The organism is Streptomyces hirsutus (assembly GCF_001418415.1).
In the GTDB taxonomy this organism is placed as follows: Bacteria; Actinomycetota; Actinomycetes; order Streptomycetales; family Streptomycetaceae; genus Streptomyces; species Streptomyces hirsutus.
Genome location: NZ_LIQT01000163.1, coordinates 1 through 20,240, shown reverse-complemented (window position 1 = coordinate 20,240; position 20,240 = coordinate 1). Strand labels below are relative to the sequence as shown.

The 20,240-nt window shown below is 69.8% G+C and carries 20 protein-coding genes and 1 pseudogene; 8 read left to right on the top strand and 13 right to left on the bottom strand.

Annotated elements, in window-relative coordinates; translation table 11 throughout:
- Positions 1-2,166 (bottom strand): phosphoenolpyruvate carboxylase (locus tag AOK11_RS13090; RefSeq protein ID WP_055593861.1); only part of this gene is annotated, 2,166 nt, incomplete at its 3' end.
- A gap of 294 nt (positions 2,167-2,460) precedes the next feature.
- Here AOK11_RS13090 and AOK11_RS13085 point away from each other — a divergent pair.
- Positions 2,461-3,492: an acyl-CoA desaturase gene (locus AOK11_RS13085; protein WP_055593860.1), complete on the top strand. Its 1,032-nt coding sequence runs from the start codon at positions 2,461-2,463 to the stop codon at positions 3,490-3,492.
- Complete coding sequence (locus AOK11_RS13080; RefSeq protein ID WP_055593859.1) at positions 3,489-4,166, top strand: TetR/AcrR family transcriptional regulator; 678 nt, start codon at positions 3,489-3,491, stop codon at positions 4,164-4,166. The genes AOK11_RS13085 and AOK11_RS13080 overlap by 4 nt, the downstream gene beginning before the upstream one ends.
- A gap of 256 nt (positions 4,167-4,422) precedes the next feature.
- Here AOK11_RS13080 and AOK11_RS13075 read toward each other — a convergent pair whose 3' ends face one another.
- On the bottom strand, positions 4,423-4,785 hold the full coding sequence (locus AOK11_RS13075) for a VOC family protein (protein ID WP_055593858.1): 363 nt from the start codon (positions 4,783-4,785) through the stop codon (positions 4,423-4,425).
- Complete coding sequence (locus tag AOK11_RS13070) at positions 4,782-5,621, bottom strand: trans-aconitate 2-methyltransferase (RefSeq protein WP_055593857.1); 840 nt, start codon at positions 5,619-5,621, stop codon at positions 4,782-4,784. The genes AOK11_RS13075 and AOK11_RS13070 overlap by 4 nt, the downstream gene beginning before the upstream one ends.
- Positions 5,622-5,734: 113 nt before the next feature.
- Between AOK11_RS13070 and tamR the strand changes: the two genes are divergently transcribed.
- Complete coding sequence (tamR, locus tag AOK11_RS13065) at positions 5,735-6,232, top strand: MarR family transcriptional regulator TamR (protein WP_055593856.1); 498 nt, start codon at positions 5,735-5,737, stop codon at positions 6,230-6,232.
- On the opposite strand, the gene AOK11_RS13060 is transcribed toward tamR, so the two are convergent.
- A complete protein-coding gene (locus AOK11_RS13060) occupies positions 6,191-6,958 on the bottom strand; it encodes a LuxR C-terminal-related transcriptional regulator (protein WP_055593855.1) in 768 nt (255 codons plus the stop codon). The genes tamR and AOK11_RS13060 overlap by 42 nt on opposite strands.
- Before the next feature lie 334 nt (positions 6,959-7,292).
- Between AOK11_RS13060 and AOK11_RS13055 the strand changes: the two genes are divergently transcribed.
- Positions 7,293-7,766, top strand: coding sequence for a GNAT family N-acetyltransferase (locus tag AOK11_RS13055; protein WP_055593863.1), 474 nt, complete (start codon positions 7,293-7,295; stop codon positions 7,764-7,766).
- A 52-nt stretch (positions 7,767-7,818) separates the two neighbouring features.
- On the opposite strand, the gene AOK11_RS13050 is transcribed toward AOK11_RS13055, so the two are convergent.
- The 4 genes from AOK11_RS13050 to AOK11_RS13035 form a co-directional block, all read right to left on the bottom strand.
- On the bottom strand, positions 7,819-8,514 hold the full coding sequence (locus tag AOK11_RS13050; RefSeq protein ID WP_240497327.1) for a hypothetical protein: 696 nt from the start codon (positions 8,512-8,514) through the stop codon (positions 7,819-7,821).
- A gap of 80 nt (positions 8,515-8,594) precedes the next feature.
- Positions 8,595-8,870, bottom strand: a complete 276-nt coding sequence (locus AOK11_RS13045) for a hypothetical protein (protein WP_055593853.1) — start codon at positions 8,868-8,870, stop codon at positions 8,595-8,597.
- A 235-nt stretch (positions 8,871-9,105) separates the two neighbouring features.
- On the bottom strand, positions 9,106-9,846 hold the full coding sequence (locus tag AOK11_RS39760) for an ATP-binding protein (protein WP_055593852.1): 741 nt from the start codon (positions 9,844-9,846) through the stop codon (positions 9,106-9,108).
- Positions 9,843-10,190 carry a hypothetical protein gene (locus AOK11_RS13035; protein WP_055593851.1) on the bottom strand — a complete coding sequence of 116 codons (348 nt, stop codon included), beginning with the start codon at positions 10,188-10,190 and terminating at the stop codon, positions 9,843-9,845. Before AOK11_RS13035 ends, AOK11_RS39760 begins: the two co-directional genes overlap by 4 nt.
- Before the next feature lie 249 nt (positions 10,191-10,439).
- On the opposite strand from AOK11_RS13035, the gene AOK11_RS13030 reads away from it, so the two are divergent.
- Together AOK11_RS13030 and AOK11_RS13025 are read left to right on the top strand one after the other, a co-directional pair.
- A complete protein-coding gene (locus tag AOK11_RS13030) occupies positions 10,440-11,303 on the top strand; it encodes a helix-turn-helix domain-containing protein (protein ID WP_055593850.1) in 864 nt (287 codons plus the stop codon).
- Complete coding sequence (locus AOK11_RS13025) at positions 11,303-11,527, top strand: DUF397 domain-containing protein (protein WP_055593849.1); 225 nt, start codon at positions 11,303-11,305, stop codon at positions 11,525-11,527. The genes AOK11_RS13030 and AOK11_RS13025 overlap by 1 nt, the downstream gene beginning before the upstream one ends.
- Positions 11,528-11,715: 188 nt before the next feature.
- Here AOK11_RS13025 and galK read toward each other — a convergent pair whose 3' ends face one another.
- Genes galK through galT form a run of 3 tightly spaced genes read right to left on the bottom strand, consistent with a single transcriptional unit; the run spans position 11,716 to position 14,961 of the window.
- Positions 11,716-12,894: a galactokinase gene (galK, locus tag AOK11_RS13020; protein WP_055593848.1), complete on the bottom strand. Its 1,179-nt coding sequence runs from the start codon at positions 12,892-12,894 to the stop codon at positions 11,716-11,718.
- Between the two features lie 37 nt (positions 12,895-12,931).
- Positions 12,932-13,903: a UDP-glucose 4-epimerase GalE gene (gene galE / locus AOK11_RS13015; protein ID WP_055593847.1), complete on the bottom strand. Its 972-nt coding sequence runs from the start codon at positions 13,901-13,903 to the stop codon at positions 12,932-12,934.
- A complete protein-coding gene (gene galT / locus AOK11_RS13010; RefSeq protein ID WP_055593846.1) occupies positions 13,900-14,961 on the bottom strand; it encodes a galactose-1-phosphate uridylyltransferase in 1,062 nt (353 codons plus the stop codon). Before galT ends, galE begins: the two co-directional genes overlap by 4 nt.
- 289 nt (positions 14,962-15,250) lie before the next feature.
- On the opposite strand from galT, the gene AOK11_RS13005 reads away from it, so the two are divergent.
- Both AOK11_RS13005 and AOK11_RS13000 read left to right on the top strand, forming a co-directional pair.
- On the top strand, positions 15,251-16,963 hold the full coding sequence (locus AOK11_RS13005; protein ID WP_055593845.1) for a sodium:solute symporter family protein: 1,713 nt from the start codon (positions 15,251-15,253) through the stop codon (positions 16,961-16,963).
- 21 nt (positions 16,964-16,984) lie between these two features.
- Entirely contained in the window at positions 16,985-17,398 is a 414-nt protein-coding gene (locus tag AOK11_RS13000) for a hypothetical protein (protein ID WP_240497326.1), read from the top strand.
- Positions 17,399-17,535: 137 nt separating this feature from the next.
- Here the strand turns inward: AOK11_RS13000 and AOK11_RS12995 are convergent, their stop codons facing one another.
- Positions 17,536-18,228: a helix-turn-helix transcriptional regulator gene (locus tag AOK11_RS12995; protein WP_055593844.1), complete on the bottom strand. Its 693-nt coding sequence runs from the start codon at positions 18,226-18,228 to the stop codon at positions 17,536-17,538.
- Positions 18,229-18,525: 297 nt separating this feature from the next.
- Positions 18,526-20,240: pseudogene (locus AOK11_RS12990) on the bottom strand (outer membrane protein assembly factor BamB family protein); the annotation flags it as partial.

Here is a 20,240-nt window from a genome sequence, read left to right as displayed (position 1 = left end):
GTCGGCGAGCTGGTCGACGGGGGTGGAGGCGAAGAAGTAGGCGGGGAGGTCGGGGTCCTCGACGAGCCGGCGGTAGGCGTCGTGGGCGGCGTCGGAGACGACGTCCATGGCGGCGTCCCAGCGGGCCAGGGCCTCGTCGGACTGGCGGGGTGCGGTGTGCAGGGCGGACGCCTGGAGGGTGGCGGCGACGGAGAGTTCGAGGTTTTCCCTGGCCAGGGCGGGGATGAGGTACTTGTCGGAGATGACCTCGCCCTGTTCGGTGACCTTGATCTCGCCCTCGAGCGTGCCCCAGGGCTGGGCGAGGATGGCGTCGTGGGTGGGGCCGCCGCCGCGGCCGACGGTGCCGCCGCGGCCGTGGAAGAGGCGCAGGCGTACGCCGTAGCGGTGGGCGACGTCGCGCAGCCGGCGCTGGGCGCGGTGGATCTCCCACTGGCTGGTGGTGATGCCGCCGAACTTGGAGGAGTCGGAGTAGCCGAGCATGACTTCCTGGACGTCGCCCCTCAGCGCGACGAGGCGCCGGTAGGACGGGTCGGAGAGCATGTCCTCGAGGATGGTGTCGGCGGCCTTCAGTTCGTCCGTCGTCTCCAGCAGCGGGACGATGCCGATCTTCGCCCAGCCGGCGTGCAGGTCGATCAGCCCGGCCTCCCGCGCGAGGACGGTGGCGGCGAAGACGTCGTCGGCGCCCTGGCACATGGAGATGATGTAGGACTCGACGACTTCGGGGCCGAAGATCTCCAGGGCCCGCTTGACGGTCTGGAAGACGCCGAGGGTCTTCTCGCCGGCCGCGTCGACGGGCGCGGGGGTGGGGGCGAGGGGCCTGCGCGAGCGGAGTTCCTTGGCGAGGAGCTTGGTGCGGTAGTCGCGGGGCATGTCGGTGTAGCGCCAGGATTCCTCACCGAGCCGGTCGAACAGCTGACCGAGGGCGTGGTGGTGGGCGTCGGCGTGTTCGCGCACGTCCATGGTGGCGAGCTGGAGGCCGAAGGCGGCGAGGGTGCGGATGGTGCGGGCGAGGCGGCCGTCGGCGAAGAGGGCGCCGCGGTGCTCGCGCAGTGAGCTCTGGACGATCCGCAGGTCGGCGAGGAGTTCGCCGGTGCCGAGGTAGTCGCGGCCGGGCTGGTGGGGGGTGTCCTGGGCGAGGCGCTGCTTGGTGTTCTCGAGCTTCTGCCGGATGCAGGTGGCCTTGAGCCGGTAGGGCTCCTCGGCGTTGAGGCGCTTGTAGCGGGGGCTGATCTCGGGGAGGTTGTCGAGGTCGGCCTTGAGGGAGTCGAGGAGTTCGGCGGTGGCGCCGGCGTAGCGGATGGAGTTGGACAGGAATCCGCGGAGTTCGTCGATCATCTCCAGGGCGTCGTTGATGCCGTGTTCGTGCTGGAGGATGAGGACGTCCCAGGTGACCTGGGGGGTGACGTTGGGGTTGCCGTCGCGGTCGCCGCCGATCCAGGTGCCGAAGGTGAGGGGGCGGGTGTCGTCGGGGAGGGTGACGCCGACGCGTTCGAGTTCGGCGGTGAGGTCCTCGAGGACGTCTCCGACGGCGCCCGCGTGCAGCTCGTCGAGGTAGTAGACGGCGTTGCGGGCCTCGTCGGCGGGTTCGGGGCGTACGACGCGCAGTTCGTCGGTCTGCCAGACGAGGTCGATGTTCTCGGCGAGGCGGGTGTCGAGGCGCCGCCGGTCGCTCTCGATGACGGGGGTGTCGAGGAGGGCGGCGATGCGGCGCAGCTTGTTGAGGACGGAGCGGCGGGCGGCCTCGGTGGGGTGCGCGGTGAAGACCGGGCGGACGTTGAGGTGCCGCACGGTTTCGCGCAGGTGCTCGGGATCCGCGTCCTTGAGGCGGTCGGCGGTGCGGGCGAGCAGTCCGCCTTCGGTGGCGCGGCGGGCGCGCAGCTCACGGCTGCGGTGCACCTGTTCGGTGACGTTCGCCAGGTGGAAGTAGGTGGAGAAGGCGCGGACCAGCTTGGCGGCGGTGTCGAGTTCGGTGCCGCGCAGCAGTTCGGCTGCGGCCTCGCCGTCCTCGCGGGTGAGTCGGCGGACCTTTTCGACGAGGTCGAGGAGTTCGGGACCGTCCTGGCGCACGAGGGTCTCTCCGAGGAGATCACCCAGTCGGCGGATGTCGGCCCGCAGTTCGCTGCTCGTGGTCGCCGTGGACACGGTCTGGTCGTCGGCACTGCTCACAGGTGCGGCTCCTTGCAGTGTGGAAGCTGGTCTGGAGGGCCCCGGACGGCGTCTCCGGGCGGCTGGCGCCGCATACGGGCCGGACATCCGGGAAGTAGGTAATCAGAGCGGACCGCGCTGTCCGACCGGTTCCCAGGATAGGTGTCGGCCGGGACGTGCAGGCTCGTGGGCTCTTGCCGCCGGGCCGCGCACTGCCATACTTACGATGCCGTAGGTTACGGTCCCGTAAGAAACGCTGCTCGGTTCCGGCAGCCCGGCATCACCCTCACCCCTCATACCCCACAAGGGACACGCATGACCTCACGTTCTGATGTCATCGACGAAGCCTCGAAGAAGCCGCCGTCTTCCGACACCGGCGCCGGCACCGCAGCCGCCCCCTCCGCCACGCTGGGCGGGGAGCGCAAGCGTTCGATCGAGCAGATCGCACTGCTGGTCTTCATCATCGTTCCGTTCCTGGCCGTGCTGGCAGCGGTGCCGCTGGCCTGGGGCTGGGGGGTGAGCTGGCTGGATCTCGGCCTGCTGGTGTTCTTCTACTTCCTGGGCTGCCATGGCATCACCATCGGTTTCCACCGTCATTTCACGCATGGTTCGTTCAAGGCGAAGCGGCCGTTGAAGATCGCCCTGGCGGTGGCCGGCTCGATGGCGGTGGAGGGGCCGCTGGTGCGCTGGGTGGCGGACCACCGCAAGCACCACAAGTTCTCGGACGCCGAGGGCGACCCGCATTCGCCGTGGCGGTACGGGGAGTCGCTGCCGGCGCTGCTGAAGGGCCTGTGGTGGGCTCATCTCGGCTGGATGTTCGACGAGGAGCAGACTCCGCAGGACAAGTACGCGCCGGATCTGATCAAGGACCGGACGCTGCGGGCGATTTCCCGCCAGTTCGTGCTGTGGGCGGGGGTGTCACTGGCGCTGCCGGCGCTGATCGGCGGTCTGGTGACGATGTCCTGGTGGGGCGCGTTCACCGGCTTCTTCTGGGGGTCACTCGTCCGGGTGGCGTTGCTGCACCATGTGACGTGGTCGATCAACTCGATCTGCCATGCGGTGGGCAAGCGGCCGTTCAAGTCGCGGGACCGTTCGGGCAACGTGTGGTGGCTGGCCGTGCTGTCCTGCGGCGAGTCCTGGCACAACCTGCATCACGCCGACCCGACGTCCGCGCGGCACGGCGTGGAGCGGGGGCAGATCGATTCGAGCGCCCGGCTGATCCGCTGGTTCGAGATGCTGGGCTGGGCGTACGACGTGCGCTGGCCGTCACGCTCGCGTATCGATTCGCGCCGTGAGACCGGGGAAGGCCGCGCCCGGCGCGGGCAGGAGACGGCCGAGGCGGCATGATGGTCGCTGTGGCGACCGACTCCAGCAGCACCTCGAGCAATGACAAGCCGCGGCGCGCCCGCCGCACCCGGATGACCGGCGCGGAGCGCCGTCAGCAGCTGCTGGAGATCGGCCGCACCTTGTTCGCCGAGAAGGGCTTCGAGGGCACGTCGGTGGAGGAGATCGCGGCGAAGGCCGGGGTCTCCAAGCCGGTGGTGTACGAGCACTTCGGCGGCAAGGAGGGCCTGTACGCGGTGGTGGTGGACCGCGAGATGCGGCGTCTGCTGGACATGGTGACGGGTTCACTGACCGCGGGTCATCCGCGGGAGCTGTGCGAGCAGGCGGCGTTCGCGCTGCTGGACTACATCGAGGAGTACACGGACGGGTTCCGCATCCTGGTCCGTGACTCCCCGATCCCCCAGTCGACGGGTTCCTTCGCCTCCCTCATCTCGGACATCGCCACCCAGGTGGAGGACATCCTGGGCCGTGAGTTCAAGAGCCGCGGATTCGATTCCAAGCTGGCTCCCCTGTACGCGCAGGCGCTGGTCGGGATGGTCGCGCTGACCGGCCAGTGGTGGCTGGACGTCCGCAAGCCGAGGAAGGCGGAGGTGGCCGCGCACCTGGTCAACCTGGCCTGGCACGGCCTGGACGGCCTGGAGCAGAAGCCGCGGCTGATCGGGCACCGGAAGAACTGAGACGACGGACCGGCGGACCCGATCATCCGGAATCATCCACCCACGACCGAAATCGCGATCGATGAGGCCGCCTCCCGGCCGGAGGAGCTGGTCGGTCGGCTGTCCGGCAACTGCGAACCCATCGCGCTCACCGATCAGGGGCGGGTGGTCGCGCTCCTGGTCGCTCCCAGGGTGATGCAGGAGCTGGAGGAGGCCCTGGCCGCTTCCAGCCGTCAGCGGTGGGAGGCCGAGGAAGCCTCGGGAGAGGGCATCGCTCTCAGGTGACCGGTTCCAGGAACTCCAGGCGGTTGCCGACCGGGTCCTCGGAGTAAAAACGGCGGTGGCCCGGAAGGTCGTCGTCCCAGATGACGGAAGCGCCGTGGTCCCGCAGCCGGGTGGCGTACGCCTCGATCGCGGTGACCCCGATGCCGGGGTGGGCCTTCTTCGCGGGCCGGAACCCGCTCTCGATCCCCAGGTGCAGTTGGACCCCGCCTGCCTGGAACCAGCAGCCGCCGCGTGCGGCCAGGACGGGCGGCTTCGGGATCTCCGCCATGCCGAGGACATCGACGTAGTACGCGCGCAGCCGCTCCTCGCTGCCGGGCGGCGCGGCGAGCTGGACGTGGTCGAGACCGGTGATCATCGGGTCTCCTCCTGCCGCGTGCGGGCCACCGCGAAGATCCGGCGGAACGGGAACGGGGTGCCGTGCGGGCCCGCCGGGTAGGCGGCGCGCAGGGCGGTGCGGTACTCGTCGACGAAGGCGTCGCGCGCCCCGGGGTCGTCGGCGAGGGCGGTGAGGACGGGCCGCAGACCGGTGCCCTTGACCCAGTCCAGGACGGGGTCCTCGCCCTGGAGGAGATGGACGTACGTCGTCTCCCACACGTCGGCAGGACAGCCGAGGCCGGTCAGTCGCTCCAGGTACGCCTCCGGACGGAGCACGGCGTCGGCGTGCCGCAGGACGCCGTCGAGGCGGCCGGCCCAGCGCGGGGAGTGGGCGAGTTCGCGCAGGAGGACGTGGCTGGGGGCGTCGAAGTTGCCGGGCACCTGGAAGGCGAGGGTACCGCCGGGGGCGAGTCCGGCGACCCAGTCGGCGAACCGGTCCGCGTGCCCGGGAATCCACTGCAGGGTGGCGTTGCTGACGATCAGGTCGTACGGCCGGTCGGGCCCGGGCGTCCAGGTGCGGACGTCGGCGTGGGCGAAGTCGATCCGGCCGCCGCCGGGGGTGGGGCCCCGGTGGTCGGCGCGGGCCCGGTCGAGCATCTCGGGCGAGTTGTCGTAACCGGTGATGCGGGCGCGCGGCCAGCGCTCGGCGAGCAGCGCGGTGACGTTGCCCGCGCCGCAGCCGAGGTCGGCGATGCGGGGCGGGTCGCCGGGCAGCTCGGGGACGCGGGCGAGGAGGTCGGCGAAGGGGCGGGTGCGGTGAGCGGCGTGACGCAGGTACTGGGCGGGGTCCCAGCGGGGATCGGTGACCGTGGGCATGGAGCCTCCTGGAGTCGGCCGACGGGTACCCAGCGTCCCGCACCTACTGACTCGACAACAAGCATCTTGACATCAAGAGACTTCACGTCGACACAACCACTACACTGATCGTCATGGAGGACGAGGTCGATCGGCTGGTCGCAGCATGGCGCCGGGAGCGCCCGGACCTCGACGTGGAACCGCTCGAGGTGCTCAGCCGGGTGAGCAGGCTCGCCCGGCATCTGGACCGGGCCCGCAGGCTGGCCTTCGCCGAGCACGGGCTGGAGCCCTGGGAGTTCGACGTCCTGACCGCGCTGCGCCGCGCGGGCACCCCCTACCAGCTCTCGCCGGGGCAGCTCCTCACACAGACGCTGGTCACCTCGGGCACGATGACCAACCGCATCGACCGCCTGACCAAGAAGGGTCTGGTGGAGCGCCTGCCCGACCCCAGCGACCGGCGCGGGGTCCTGGTCCGCCTCACGGACGAGGGCCGCGACCGCGGCGACCAGGCGCTGGCCGGGCTGCTGGCGCAGGAGCGGGCGATCCTCGCCGAGCTCTCCCGCGCCCAGCGCGGCGACCTGGCGGGCCTGCTACGCCAGCTGACTGCCCCGTTCGACAACATCCCCGGTTAGGTCGACCGGCCCGACGCCCGCCCTCCGGGCCAGGGCGACGGCGGCGAGGGTGGAGTGCACGCCCAGCTTGCCGAGCACGTTCTGCATGTGCGTACGGACGGTGTGCGGGGACAGGTACAGACGCTCGGCGACGGCCTTGCGCCCCAGTCCCGCGACCATGCACCGCAGCACCTCCCGCTCGCGCGGGGTCAGGGACTCCACGAGCCGCTCGCTCTCGGTGCGGTGCTTGCGGGCGGCGGTGAGTTCGCGCAGCACGCCGGTGAGCAGGGCGGGCGGCAGATGTGTCTCGTCGCGCAGCACTCCCCGGATGACGGTGAGCAGCCGGCTCAGCGAGCAGTCCTTGGCGACCCAGCCGCCTGCGCCGGCCTGAAGGGCGAACGCGGCGCGGCGCGGGTCGTCCTTCTCGGCGAGCACGACGATCCGTACCCGCGGGTGGGCCGAGCGCACCCCGGTGACCAGGGACATCCCGTCGACGACACCGTCCTCGTCGCCCGCTCGCGCCGGTACGGCGGACGGGCCGGACGGCGCTGTGCCGCCCAGGTCGGCGTCGACGAGTAAGACGTCGAACCGGCGCCCCTCGGCGGCCGCCCGCTCCAGGCACCGCAGCGCGGCCGGACCGCTGCCCGCCGCGGACACCTCGACGTCCGGCTCGGCGGCCAGGGCCGCGGCGAGCGACTCGGCGAAGATGCGATGGTCGTCGACGACCAGCACGCGAATACGTTGCACGAAACCCCCTTCCCCATGCTCTCTGCAGAGCAGGGGACTACCCCGTCGTCGGAAGACGACACCGACACCTGTACGGGTACGACGCCGGAGCCCGGTTCCGGAGCAACGGGACCCGACCGGAACCACCGGAACCACCGATTCCGGGGCGGGCCGCCCGGAGCCGTCCGGCCGCCGCCGTACGTCACCACCGCCCCGCCCCGGATCGCGTACCCGAGTGTCTCGCCCCCTGAACGGCGCCGGCCCCCACCGGCGCTGTTCATCAGAGTACGGACGAGGACCGGGAGCGGAAGGCTATTTGCAGAACTGGCGCTTCTCCGCGTTTATGGTGAGCCGCATGTTTCGTCTTGAGACAGAAGTCGACAAGGGCCGACGTGATCTGCTTCGCAGGCGGTTGCGGGACACCAACACGGCGGCGTCGCCGGTGCTGCGCGCCCTGCGCGGAACCCCACAGGAACGCGAGTCCCCTTTGCACGTGTGGGCATCGGACCCGGCCGGTGATCTGGCGGGAGGCCTGGTCGGCCACACCTGGACGACCTGGCTGCACGTGACGTACCTGTGGGTCGACGAACGCCACCGCGGAGCGGGCCTCGGCACCCTCCTCCTCACCGAGGCGGAACGCCTCGCCACGGCCCGCGGCTGCCGCTCCTCCCGCGTGGAGACCTGGGACTTCCAGGCCCCGAAGTTCTACCGACGGCACGGCTACGAGGTGGTCTGCGTGATCCCGGACTACCCGCCGGGCATCACGGAGTACACGCTGACGAAGCGCCTGGAACCAGACACCGGAACCCGCCGAGCACGTCCGAGGTGACCTCGCCACCCTGCAGACTTTCCTCCCGTAAGCAGGAGAGAAGTCGCAAGGTTCACCGATCCGTTTCGAGAAGCAGGGCAGCCGCGCGCGGGTCCATCGGGTTGGACCAGGCTTGCTCGGCAGGGAGGAGGTCCCGTTTCGGCAAGGCGTATTCGGGGTACCAGCCGTCGGCCTCACAGCCGGGGACGTAGCGCAGGATCAAGGTGGTGAGGTTCGGCGGGACGGAACCCGTGATCCGCACCGCGAGGTACGTTTCGTGGCCCTCGTCGGCGCGGACCTGAAGGCCGACGGTGAAGGTATCGAAATCCACTGTGTGCTCCTGACCGTCCCGGAGAGTGGAACGGCTCAGGGTCAGAATGGCGGTTTGAAGCCGCCGGACGAAGCGGACTCCCGCTTCGGCGCGATAACGGACATGGTCCTCGCGAGCGGGGAGTAAGTGGGCGGTATACGTGGCGGACTTGAGCGCATCCGTATTTTCGGCGTTGTAGCGGGACCGGGCGGCCTTGCCGTCGGCTTCGAGAGCGGCGTAGAAGTCGTCGGTGGAGCCGTCCTCACGACGGCCGGCCGCCACCAGCCAAGGAAGATCGGCGTCCACCCAGACCGCCCCGCGCCAGCGCTGGACCTTCACCTTGAACAACACCTGGTCATCGACCGCGCGGATGCGCTCGTGCTTGGCATCGTCCGCCGTGAACTGCTCGGCAGCCTTCGCCAGGATCGGGTGATCGACCTCGTCCAGTGGGTCGGTCACCACCGGAAGGGGGAGTCCGAGGTCGTCACGCAGGCACCGCAGGGTGGGCCTTGCCGGCCTCATCGCCGCAGCAGGACCGGTCATTCGTCGATCCCCCCGACCGCATCGATCTCCTCAGCTGTCAGACCGGTCAAAAGCATGACGTCCGACTTCAGGGAGCCGTCCAGGACGCTGAGCGCTTCCACCATGCCCTCACGCAGATCCTCCCGCCGTTGGTCCAGATAGACCCGTACCGCCTCCGCGACCAGGTCCTTCTTCGTCAGCCCCAGGAAATGCGCGCCCTGGCTGATCAACTTGTCCGTCGCCGGGTCCACCTTGAGCGGCGCCTGCCGGGGCGCCTTCGAAGCCGTGGTCATGGATCCCACCTCCACTCTCACGGTACCGTAGTACCTCAGGTTGCCGCTTCGCCCATGGCTCGGCCGCGAGGCACGGCCCGTCGGCCTTCCAAGCCCCCGAAGTTCGAGCAACAACATGGCTACGAGGCGGTCTGCGTGATCCCCGACCATCCACCGGGCATCACTGAGCGCGTCCTCGCCAAGCGTCCGGCCCGAACACACCGCCGCCCGGGTCTACGGCTCTTCCCACCCATCGTCACGTGAGCCGCATCGCGCCCCTGCCGCGCCCCCCAACGGCGGGCACCTCGGCCCAGACCGTCAGTCCTCCGCCCGTTCGCAGGCTTCCCCACCGGGCGGCCAGCGCCTGAGTGATCAGCAGGCCGCGTCCGTTCTCCTGCTCGCCCTTCGGCACCTCGGGGACCACAGCCGCACCGCTCTCCCCCTCATCGGTCACGCCGACCGCGGCGGCTTCGGCGGTCAGACCGCACGTGACCGTGAGGGAGCGGCTGTCGGTGTGCTCCAGGGCGTTCGCGACCAGCTCCCCGGTGATCAGCTCCAGATCGTCCACGGCTTCCGGCGGCAGGTTCCACGGCTGGACGGTGTCCCGCACATGACGCCGGGCGGCCGGGGCGGAGGCGAGGTCCTGGCCGGGAAAGATGTGCAGGCTGTAGGCCCGGAGGCCGGGCAGGACGAACGCCGGCACATGATCGGCCACTCCGGGAAGCCGCCGACGCCGCGACTCGGCGACCACCAGCACCTCCGCCAGCGCGTCGGCCAACTGACCGGCGAGCAGCCCGAGATCGTTGCTGTTCACCCCTCCCGCCGCGAACAGGTCCCGTGTCCGGCCGAGAAGCCGGCCCGCGAGGCTCGTCTGCATGTTCTCCATCCGGTCCGCGAGCCGGGAGGCGGGACCGTCCCCATCCGTGAGCAGGAGGCAGGGCCGGTCATGAGCACCGGCCTGGGGCAGGAGCCGTACTCGGTGTGCCTCACCGTTCACGACGCGGCTCCCAGGCCGGCGTGGATGTCACGCATGTCGAGGTCGACCCCGTAGGTGGCGCACCAGAGGATGTCGCGGCGCAACCGCTGAACGCGAACCTTCTCGTCACGTTCATGGGCGGCGAGATAGGGGCGGACGAGAGTGGTCGAGGTGCCGTCGATGGGTGCGTACCAGCAGCGGACGGCCGGGGAGAGGGCGGAGCGAGAGACCGCCGAGCGGACCATCACCGGTCGGTAGGTCTCCGGCCGCCGGCCTTGGGGTGACAGGCGTTCCGCTCTGTGGCGTCCGGTCGGCGCGAGGAACGGTCGTGTCCAGCCGACGAGTTGCCTGATCAGTTGTCGCATGAGGTTCCTTGGGCGTAGTTGAACGCGCGAGGCAGGCGTTCACGATGCACACCAGTGGGGCCGGAAGGGCTCGTCCCCTCCTCCACTTTCTGGAGTGTGACACCGATCATCCCGTCAAGAGAATCTCACGGTGAGCTTCTCTTGAAATACCCTCGTATGGGTGACGCCTGCCGGAACGAGTGTGCGAGCGTGGTCGACGGTCCGCTCGGAACGCCCCGACAATGGCACGGACACGAAGAGAGGACAGCCGTGGGACCAACCACCAGGCGTCGCCAACTCGGCGCCGAACTCAAGCGATTGAGGGACCAGAAAGGAATCACCCTTGAAGTGGCCGGCGAAGCGGCCGGGGTTTCCCGAGCAACCGTGAACCGGTACGAGTCCAATAGCGGACCGGTGAAATGGCTGGTCGTGGATGCACTGTGCCGCGCATACGGCACAACGGACGAAGAACGTACGGCACTCGTCTCACTCGCCAAGAACGCCAAAGTGCAGGGATGGTGGAAGAGCTACAACGACGCCATCCCCGACTGGATCACACCACTGCTCACCCTTGAGGACGAGGCCGTCGAGGAGTGTCACTGGGCCAACACCTATGTGCCCGGTCTGCTGCAGAGCCGCGCATACGCGAGTGCCGTGATCCAGGCTGCCGAAGCGCGCGCCGACCCGGAGCTGATCAAACGGATGGTGGACGTCCGGATGAAGCGGCAAGAGGTCCTCAAAAGAGAGAGCCCTCCTCACATCTGGGCCATCCTGGATGAAGCCGTCGTCCGACGCTGCGTCGGGTCACCGCAGGTCATGGCCGAGCAGTTGGAACACCTGCGTACCGCGGCAGACACCCCGCACGTCACGGTGCAGATCCTCCCGTTCAACGCCGGGGCCCATGGCGCCGAGAGCACGAGTTTCATCATCCTGCGCGGCCCTGAACCGACGCTCGACGTGGTGCATCTGAGCAACCTCAGCGGAGCTCTGTATCTGGAGAAGCCTGCCGAGTTGGAGCGGCATAGGGTGGTCTTCGAGTATCTGCGGTCGCAGGCGCTCAGTCCCTCGGACACGAGCAGTCTGCTCGCGGAGCTGGTCGGAGAGTTCACCACCACAGCACGCAAGGAGCGATAATGTCACCTGCTCAAGAAACCGGCAACGACGACGTCCGCTGGTTCACATCCTCGTACAGCGGCGGAGCCGGAAGCGACTGCGTAGAGGTGGGCTTCGGCGGCCTGGTCACCTCGATACGCGATTCGAAGGCACCACGGCAGGGCAAGTTGACCGTGCGGACCAGCGCCTTCGCCGCCCTCGTCAGCGACTTGAAAGCGTGCGCGGACATACGCGAGACAGGGTGATCCCTGCCCGATGCCTCGACCCGCCATCGTCAGCATGACAAGAGCACACCCGACGAACGAGGCTCCAACCCCATTCGAAACAGGGAATCGGGCGAGGCGAGTAGAAGCCTGAAAGGTCATTTCCCGGGCGCGGTGCGGCACACCCCGGGCGGTGAGGAGAACAGCCCGGGGCCTGAACTCGTGCCCCGTCAGGCCACCCGCCGCGCCCCCGCCGAAGGCACCGCCTCGAAGACGCGGGGGGTCTTGAAGCCGGCCGTCGCGAAGGCGTTCTCCACCGCTTTGGTGATGGCATCCACGTCGGTCGCCTCGGCCAGGACGATGGCCGAGCCGCCGAAGCCGCCGCCGGTCATGCGGGCGCCGAGGGCTCCGGCGGCGACGGCCGTGTCGACGACCAGGTCGAGTTCGGGGCAGGAGACGCGGAAGTCGTCGCGCAGGGAGGCGTGGCCCGCGACGAGGACGGGGCCGATGGCGCGGGTGTCGCCCGATTCCAGGAGGGCGATGACCCGGTCCACCCGCTCGTCCTCCGTCACCACGTGCCGGACCAGGCGGCGGACCTCCTCCTCGTCGCCCAGCCGCTCCAGCGCCGCGTCGAGTCCGGTGTACGGGACGTCCCGCAGGGCGTCGACGCCCAGCAGCGCGGCGCCCTTCTCGCAGCCGGCGCGGCGCTTGCCGTACTCGCCCTCGCTGTGGCTGTGCTTGACCCGGGTGTCGACGACCAGCAGGCGCATGCCCTCGGCGGCCAGGTCGAAGGGGATCTGCCGCTGGGAGAGGTCGCGGGTGTCGAGGAACAGGGCGTGCCCGCTCTCGCAGCAGGCGGACGCCGTCTGGTCCATGATGCCGACGGGGGCGCCGACGTAGACGTTCTCCGCGCGCTGGCACAGGCGGGCCAGCTGCCAGCCGCGCAGGCCCAGTGCGTACAGGTCGTCGAGGGCGAGGGCGACGACGACCTCCAGGGCCGCTGAGGAGGACAGGCCGGCGCCGGCCGGGACCGTCGAGGCGAGGTGGATGTCGGCGCCGGTCACGGCGTGGCCGGCCTCGCGCAGGGCCCACACGACGCCTGCCGGGTAGGCGGTCCAGTTCTTGTCCGTGCCGGGGGCGAGGGAGTCGACCGCGACCTCCACGACGGGTGCGGCCACGTCGGCGGAGTGCAGGCGCAGGACGCCGTCGTCGCGCCGGGAGACCGCCGCGACCGCGGTGTGCGGCAGGGCGAACGGCATGACGAAGCCGTCGTTGTAGTCGGTGTGCTCACCGATGAGGTTGACCCGGCCCGGTGCCGCCCAGACGCCCTGCGGTTCGGCTCCGTACAGTTCCCGGAATCGCTCGCCGACCGCTTTCGCGGCCGCCTCGCCGGCGATGGACTCGCTCATGCCCTGCCCCTGACTCTCCGTCATCCTGGATGTCCCGCTACTGCTTGCTCTGCTGCTGCCGCTGCGCGAACTCCCACGCGTCCGCGACGATCCCGGCGAGGTCCGAGCGGGACGGCTTCCAGCCCAGTTTCTCGTGGGCCGCGGCGGCCGACGCCACCAGGACCGCCGGATCGCCGCCCCGGCGGGGGGCCACGACCTCGGGGATCGGGTGGCCGGTGACCCGGCGGACCGTCTCGACGACCTCGCGGACCGAGAAGCCGTTGCCGTTGCCGAGGTTGCAGATGAGGTGTTCGCCCCTGGTCGCCGCGGTCAGGGCCAGCAGGTGGGCCTCGGCCAGGTCGGCGACGTGGATGTAGTCGCGTACGCAGGTGCCGTCCGGCGTCGGGTAGTCGTCGCCGTAGACGCTGATCGCGTCGCGGCGGCCCTGGGCGACCTGGAGGACGAGCGGGATCAGGTGGGACTCGGGGTCGTGCCGCTCGCCGTAGTGGCCGTAGGCGCCGGCCACGTTGAAGTAGCGCAGGGAGACCGCGCCCAGGCCGTGGGCCGCCGCCTCGCCGGTGATCATGTGGTCGACGGCGAGCTTGGAGGCGCCGTAGGGGTTGGTGGGGCGGGTCGGGGCGGACTCGACGATCGGGACCTGCTCGGGTTCGCCGTAGGTGGCCGCGGTGGAGGAGAAGACCAGTCGGCGCACGCCCGCCTCGCGCATGGCGCCGAGCAGGGCCATGGTGCCGCCGACGTTGTTGTCCCAGTACTTCTCGGGCTTCACGACCGACTCGCCGACCTGGGAGAAGGCGGCGAAGTGCAGGACGCCGTCGAAGGAGGGGTCGAGCCAGGTGGCGGCGTCCCGGATGTCGCCCTCGATGAAGGAAGCACCGGCCGGGACGGCCTCGCGCACGCCGGTGGAGAGGTTGTCGAGGACGACGGCCTCATGGCCCGCCTCCAGCAGATGTTGGGCGACGACACTGCCGACATAGCCCGCGCCGCCGGTGACCAGGTACTTACCGCTCATGAACTCGCTACCTCTCGCAGTCGCTCGGCCGCGCGCTCCGGCGGCACGTCGTTGATGAACACGTTCATGCCGGACTCGGAACCCGCGAGGAACTTCAGCTTGCCGGATGTGCGGCGAATGGTGAAAAGCTCGAGGTGGAGCGCGAAGTCGTCGCGCGTGACCCCGTCGAACTCCTCCAGCGCGCCGAACGGGGCCTGGTGCCAGGCCGCGATGTACGGGGTCGGAGGCTCACCCTCGCCGAAGATCCGGTCGAACCGCCGCAACAGTTCCAGATAGACCTGGGGAAACTCCGTGCGTGCCGCCTCGTCGAGCCCGAGCAGGTCGGGCACCCGGCGCTTGGGATACAGGTGGACCTCGTAGGGCCAGTGCGCGGCGTACGGCACGTAGGCGACCCAGTGGTCGCCCTCCAGGACGACCCGCTCCCCCGCCCGCTCCTCCGCCAGGACGGTGTCGAACAGGTTTGCCCCGCCGGCCGCCTCCTTGTGTGCGGCCACTTGGCGGAGCATCAGGGAGGTGCGGGGGGTGGTGAAGGGGTAGGCGTAGATCTGCCCGTGCGGGTGCTGGAGGGTGACGCCGATCTCGGCGCCCCGATTCTCGAAACAGAACACCTGTTCCACGGAGGACAGATGGGACAGCTCCGACGTCCTGTCCGTCCACGCGTCCAGGACCAGGCGCGCCTGCTCCTCGTCCAGGGAGCCGAAGGAGGCGTTGTGGTCGGAGGTGAAGCAGACGACCTCGCAGCGGCCGGAGTCGCCGGCCAGCGAGGGGAAGCGGTTCTCGAAGACCACGACGTCGTACGAGGAGTCCGGGATCTCACTGAGCCGGTCGCCCTCGGAGGGGCACAGGGGGCATTCGTCGGCCGGCGGGTGGTAGGTGCGGCCCTGGCGGTGGGAGGCGACGGCCACGGAGTCGCCGAGCAGCGGGTCGCGGCGGATCTCGGACGTCGTGACGGTGGCGTCCAGCGGGCGGCGGTCGACCGCGTCGCGCACGGTGTCGTCACTGAGGTCGTAGTAGATGAGTTCGCGACCGTCGGCCAGCCGGGTCGAGGTCTTCTTCACGCCGGACGCTCCATTCGAGCCGTTCACTGCACGGTCTTCACTGCACCGTCTTCCCATCGTTTCAACATAACCCAACATACCAAAACGCAACTCACCAGGAACGCCACCCTCACAATCAAACAAACCGCACCAACGGAAGTGTTCAATCAGTGAACGCGGAGGCGTAGGTTCCGCGACGTATCGGTTCGCGCAACGAAGCGAGTACTCCATGCAGACCCCCACACATCTGCCTGCACCATTCACTCCACACCTCACTCCCCCCACCGGCCCCACTGATGCCATCAGCCCCATGGACCCCACCGGCGCCATCGGTCCCACCGACCCCGCCGGTCCGCTTCACCTCGCCGCCGAACTGCGGCTCCCCACCAACTGGCTCGACTACCTGATCCTCGGGATCTACTTCGTCGTCGTCCTCGGCATCGGCTTCGCGGCCCGCCGGTCGGTGAAGACCAGCCTCGACTTCTTCCTGTCCGGCCGCTCCCTGCCCGCCTGGGTCACCGGTCTGGCCTTCGTCGCCGCCAACCTGGGCGCCACCGAGATCCTGGGCATGGCCGCCAACAGCGCGCAGTACGGCGTCTACACCACGCACTGGTACTGGATCGGCGCCATCCCGGCGATGGTCTTCCTCGGCCTGGTGATGATGCCGTTCTACTACGGCTCCAAGGTCCGCTCGGTCCCCGAGTTCCTGCTGCTGCGCTTCGACAAGGCGGCCCACCTGCTCAGCTCGATCCTGTTCGCCTGCGCGGCCATCCTCATCGCCGGTGTCAACCTCTACGCGCTGGCGATCGTGGTCGAGGCGCTGCTGGGCTGGCCGCAGTGGGTGGCCATCGTGGTCGCCGGCTTCTTCGTCCTCGCCTACATCACCCTCGGCGGTCTCTCCTCGGCCATCTACAACGAGGTGCTGCAGTTCTTCGTCATCCTCGCCGCGCTCATCCCGATCACCGTGCTCGGGCTGAGGAGCGTCGGCGGCTGGGACGGGCTGTCGGACTCCCTGACCAAGTCCCACGGCGCCGACTTCATGACGTCCTGGGGCGGCACCGGCATCGGCAGCGACAACCCGCTCGGCGCGAACTGGCTGACCATCGTCCTCGGCCTCGGTTTCGTCCTGTCCTTCGGCTACTGGACGACCAACTTCGCCGAGGTGCAGCGCGCCCTGTCCGCGAAGAACCTCTCCGCGGCCCAGCGCACCCCGCTCATCGCCGCGTACCCGAAGATCTTCATCGTCTTCCTGGTGATGATCCCGGGCCTGGTCGCGGCCGTCCTCGTGCCGCAGATCGGCACCCCGGAATCGGATCTCCAGTACAACGACGCCATCCCCTACCTCATGTCCCAGCTGCTGCCCAACGGTGTCCTGGGCATCGCGGTGACCGGTCTGCTGGCCGCGTTCATGGCGGGCATGGCGGCCAACATCTCGTCCTTCAACACGGTGTTCACCACCGACATCTGGGCGCGGTACGTGGTGAAGGGCCGCGAGGACGGGTACTACGTCGGCTTCGGCCGGCTGATCACCGTGGTCGGGGTCATGGCCTCGATCGGCACGGCCTTCCTGGCCTCGTCGTTCTCGAACATCATGAGCTACCTCCAGACGCTGTTCTCCTTCTTCAACGTGCCGATGTTCGTGGTCTTCATCATCGGCATGTTCTGGAAGCGGGCGTCGATGAAGTCCGGCTTCTGGGGGCTGATCGCCGGAACCACCGCCGCGATGGTCAACTACTTCGTCCTCTACAAGCAGGGCATCGTCGGCATCCCCACCGACCAGGGCGCCAACTTCGTCTCCGCGATCGCGGGCTTCGTCGCGGGCGCGGTGGTCATGGTCGTGGTGACGCTGTTCACCGCGCCCAAGCCGGCCGAGGACCTCCAGGGCCTGGTCTACGGCACCACCTCGCCCGGCATGGCCGAGCCGCCCGCCGCGGGCGACGACGCCTGGTACCGCAAACCGGCGCTGCTCGGCTGGGGCGCGGTGATCCTGGCAGCCCTCTGCTACATCCCGTTCTCGTTCTGACCGCGGGAGGATTGAGAGACCATGTCCGACCACCACTCCGCATCCCCGTCCGGCTCCGGCTCCGACCCCCACTCGGGTTCCTCGTCCGGAGGCGACCCCGCGCGCCGCTCGGCCCACTACTCGGACAAAGAGCTCCAGGAGGAGGTCTCCGCACTGGAGACCAAGTCCGCGACCGCCGCCCGCCTCTTCGACATCCGCCGCCTCATCGGAGGGCTGTTCGTGGTGTACGGCGTCATCGTCACGATCGCGGGCATCACCGCGTCCGACGCGGACATCGACAGGGCCGAAGGCCTCAACATCAACCTGTGGACCGGCCTGAGCATGCTGGCCCTGGGCCTGTTCTTCCTCGTCTGGCTGAAGCTGCGGCCCATCGCTCCCCCACTCCTGCCCCCGGACGCCACGGACGCGGTACAGGAGCGACAGCAGGGCGACTGAGCACACGGCGGGGCGACTGCTCACCCGTGCGCGGCGGGACGTCCGGGGACGCGCGGCGGGGCGGGGAGGTCCGCGGTACCGGCGGCACAGGCACCGGCACCACGGGCGTCCCGCCCCGCGAGGGCCCTCACCCGCCCTCACTCCTCGGGCGGCGCCGTCCCTCCCACCGGGCCCGCCCGGTCCAGCAGCCCCGTCCGGGCAGCCAGCGCCGCGGCCTCCAGCCGGGAGCCCACGCCGAGTTTCATCAGGACGCGCTGTACATGCGTCCGCGCCGTGGACGGTGCTATGCCCATGCCCGCCGCGATCAGCCTGGTGTCCTCTCCCTCGGCGACCCTGACCAGGACCTCCACCTCCCGCGGGGTCAGCATCCGCAGCAACCGCTGACCCTCGTCGTCCGGCTGGACCGCCGGGTTCAGCAGTTCCCCGAACGCGCCCTGCAGCAGTTGCGGCGCCACCGCCGCCTCCCCCGCCCGCGCCTTCATGATCGCCCGTTCGACGCCCTCGATGCGCTCGTCGTGCCGCACATAGCCGGACGCGCCCGCCGCGAACGCCGCCGCGATCCCCCGGGGGCTGGGCACCGGGCCCAGCACCAGCACCGCCACCTGTGGCCGTTCCCGCTTGATCTTCACCACCGGGTCGAAGATCCCGGGCTCCGCCGGTGCCGCCGTCCCCAGCAGGCACACCTCCGGCGCTCTGCTGATCACCAGGTCCGCCACCCCCGCCACCGGTGCCGCCGCGGCCAGCACCCGGTGCCCCCGCAGCTTCAACGCCGAGGCCAACGCCTCCGCGAGCAGCCGGTGGTCGTCGACCACCATCAACCGCACGCCCATCGATCATCCCCCCCAAAACCGCGAGCGCACCCCCGTGCGCCGCCTCCCCGTCCGGTCCCGGAAGCTACACGCTTGTTCGACGTCGCGCTCCCCCTACCGGCGAGAATCGCCCCGGAACGCCGAAATTCTCGTATTCGTCGCCCCTGGACATCCGATGAGCGGTACGCGTACGGCCCCACCCCTGAACAGGGGCGGGGCCGTACGAACGGGCCTCACGAGCGGACCGGGGAACGCACCGGAAACGGACCGGAGCGGACCGAAGCGGTCCCGAGCGGTTCCCAGCAGGCCGAAGAACGATCAGCCGGTGCCGAACGCGATCGCCAGGTACTCCTTGTCGCCCGAGGACAACTCGCTGGCGTACACGTCCGACATGTACAGCCGTCCCTGCGCGTACAGGATCTCGGCGTGCTGGGGCAGCATCCGCGCCTCCACGTCCCGCACGGACTTCTCCGCCGGGTTCTCCATCAACTTGGTCTCCTTGAAGGAACCGCCGTCGATGCTCACGACCTGCCCGCCCTTGTCGTAGGGCGGACGCTTGTACGCGATGACGTTGTCGCCGTCCATCCGCAGCGGGACGATCGTGTAGCCGTCGCCCGCGTCGGCGCGCTGGCCGGTCTGCTTGCCGGTGGACAGGTCGAAGGCGACGACCTCGTTGGTCCGGCTGTACCCGTCGCCCGTGCCCTCGTGCTCCTCGGTCGCGATGTACAGCCGGTCCTTGCCGACGGCCAGTCCGCTGCAGTGCTCGATCCTGGTGATGCCGTCGCAGCGGGCGGCGAACTCCTCGCCGGGCGCGGAGATGCGGGTCCGCAGCTCGCCGCTCTTGTTGTCGATGGAGAAGAAGTCGGAGATGCCGCTGCCGTCACCGGCGGAGTCGCCGACGTCGGCGGCCACGACCAGCGGGTCGGTGGACACCACGGCCGCGTATTCGATGCCCTCGGCCATCTTGTACTCCGAGAGCACCTTCCCGTCCTTCGGGTCGATGGTCTGGATGTGCAACTGCCGCTGCTCGTACGAGCCGCACTTGCGCACCGCGACCATCTTCGGGCCGCCGCCGTACCCGGAGTCGTAGCAGGCGTCGGACGTCTTGGGCGCCCACAGGGCCTTGCCGGAGGCGATGTCCCAGGCGGCGCCGCCGCTGGTGCTGCCCGCCGCGACGGTGTTCCCGCTGACGGTGACGTTGTTGAAGCTGATCTCCTGGGTGCCGGTCCTGGCCGTCTCGGACCACAGCTTCTCGCCGGTGGCGAGGTCGAAGGCGGCGACCTGGGTGCAGCTCTGCGGATCGGTCTTGGTCGGCATCTTCGGCTTGTAGATGATCGCCGTCCTGCCGTCCTCGGTGACGTGGTCACTGGCCTCGCACACCGGTCCGGGCAGGTCGAGCGTCCACAGCTCGCTGCCCTTGGCCGCGTCGTAACCGACGACCTCGGCGACGCCGCTCTTGGCGTACACCTTGTCGGTCATCCAGGACCCGGAGGTGACGATGGTCGTGGTGTCCTTCGGGACCTTCGGCGCCGGCACCTGGAAGAGGACCTTGGCGGAGGGGTCGGCCGGGGCCTTCTCGTCGCCGCCGGTGGTCGCGCCGCCGGAGCCGTCGCCCTCGGCGCCCTTCGTGCCGCCGCTGTCGCCGGAGTTCGCGGTGTTCTTCTTCTCGTCGTCACCGCCGGCCGAGGAGTACCAGACACCGGCGCCGATGATCAGGGCGATGGCCACGACCGCGGCGACGATGATCGCCAGCGTCGCGTTGCCCTTCCGTCCGCCGCCGGGCTGTCCCGGGTGCGGCTGCATCGGCACGGTCGGGTGCGGATAGCCGTAGGGCTGACCGTAGGGCTGCTGACCATAGGGCTGCTGCGGCTGACCGTACGGCTGCTGCGGCTGGCCGTACGCACGCCCGGGTATCCGTAGCCGGCCGGAGGCTGCTGCGGGTAGCCGTATCCGGGCGGCGTCTGCGGCCCGCCCGGCACCGGAGCGGCCGGCGGCGGGGTCTGCGGGGCCGCCTGGGGCGACTGCTGCGGGGG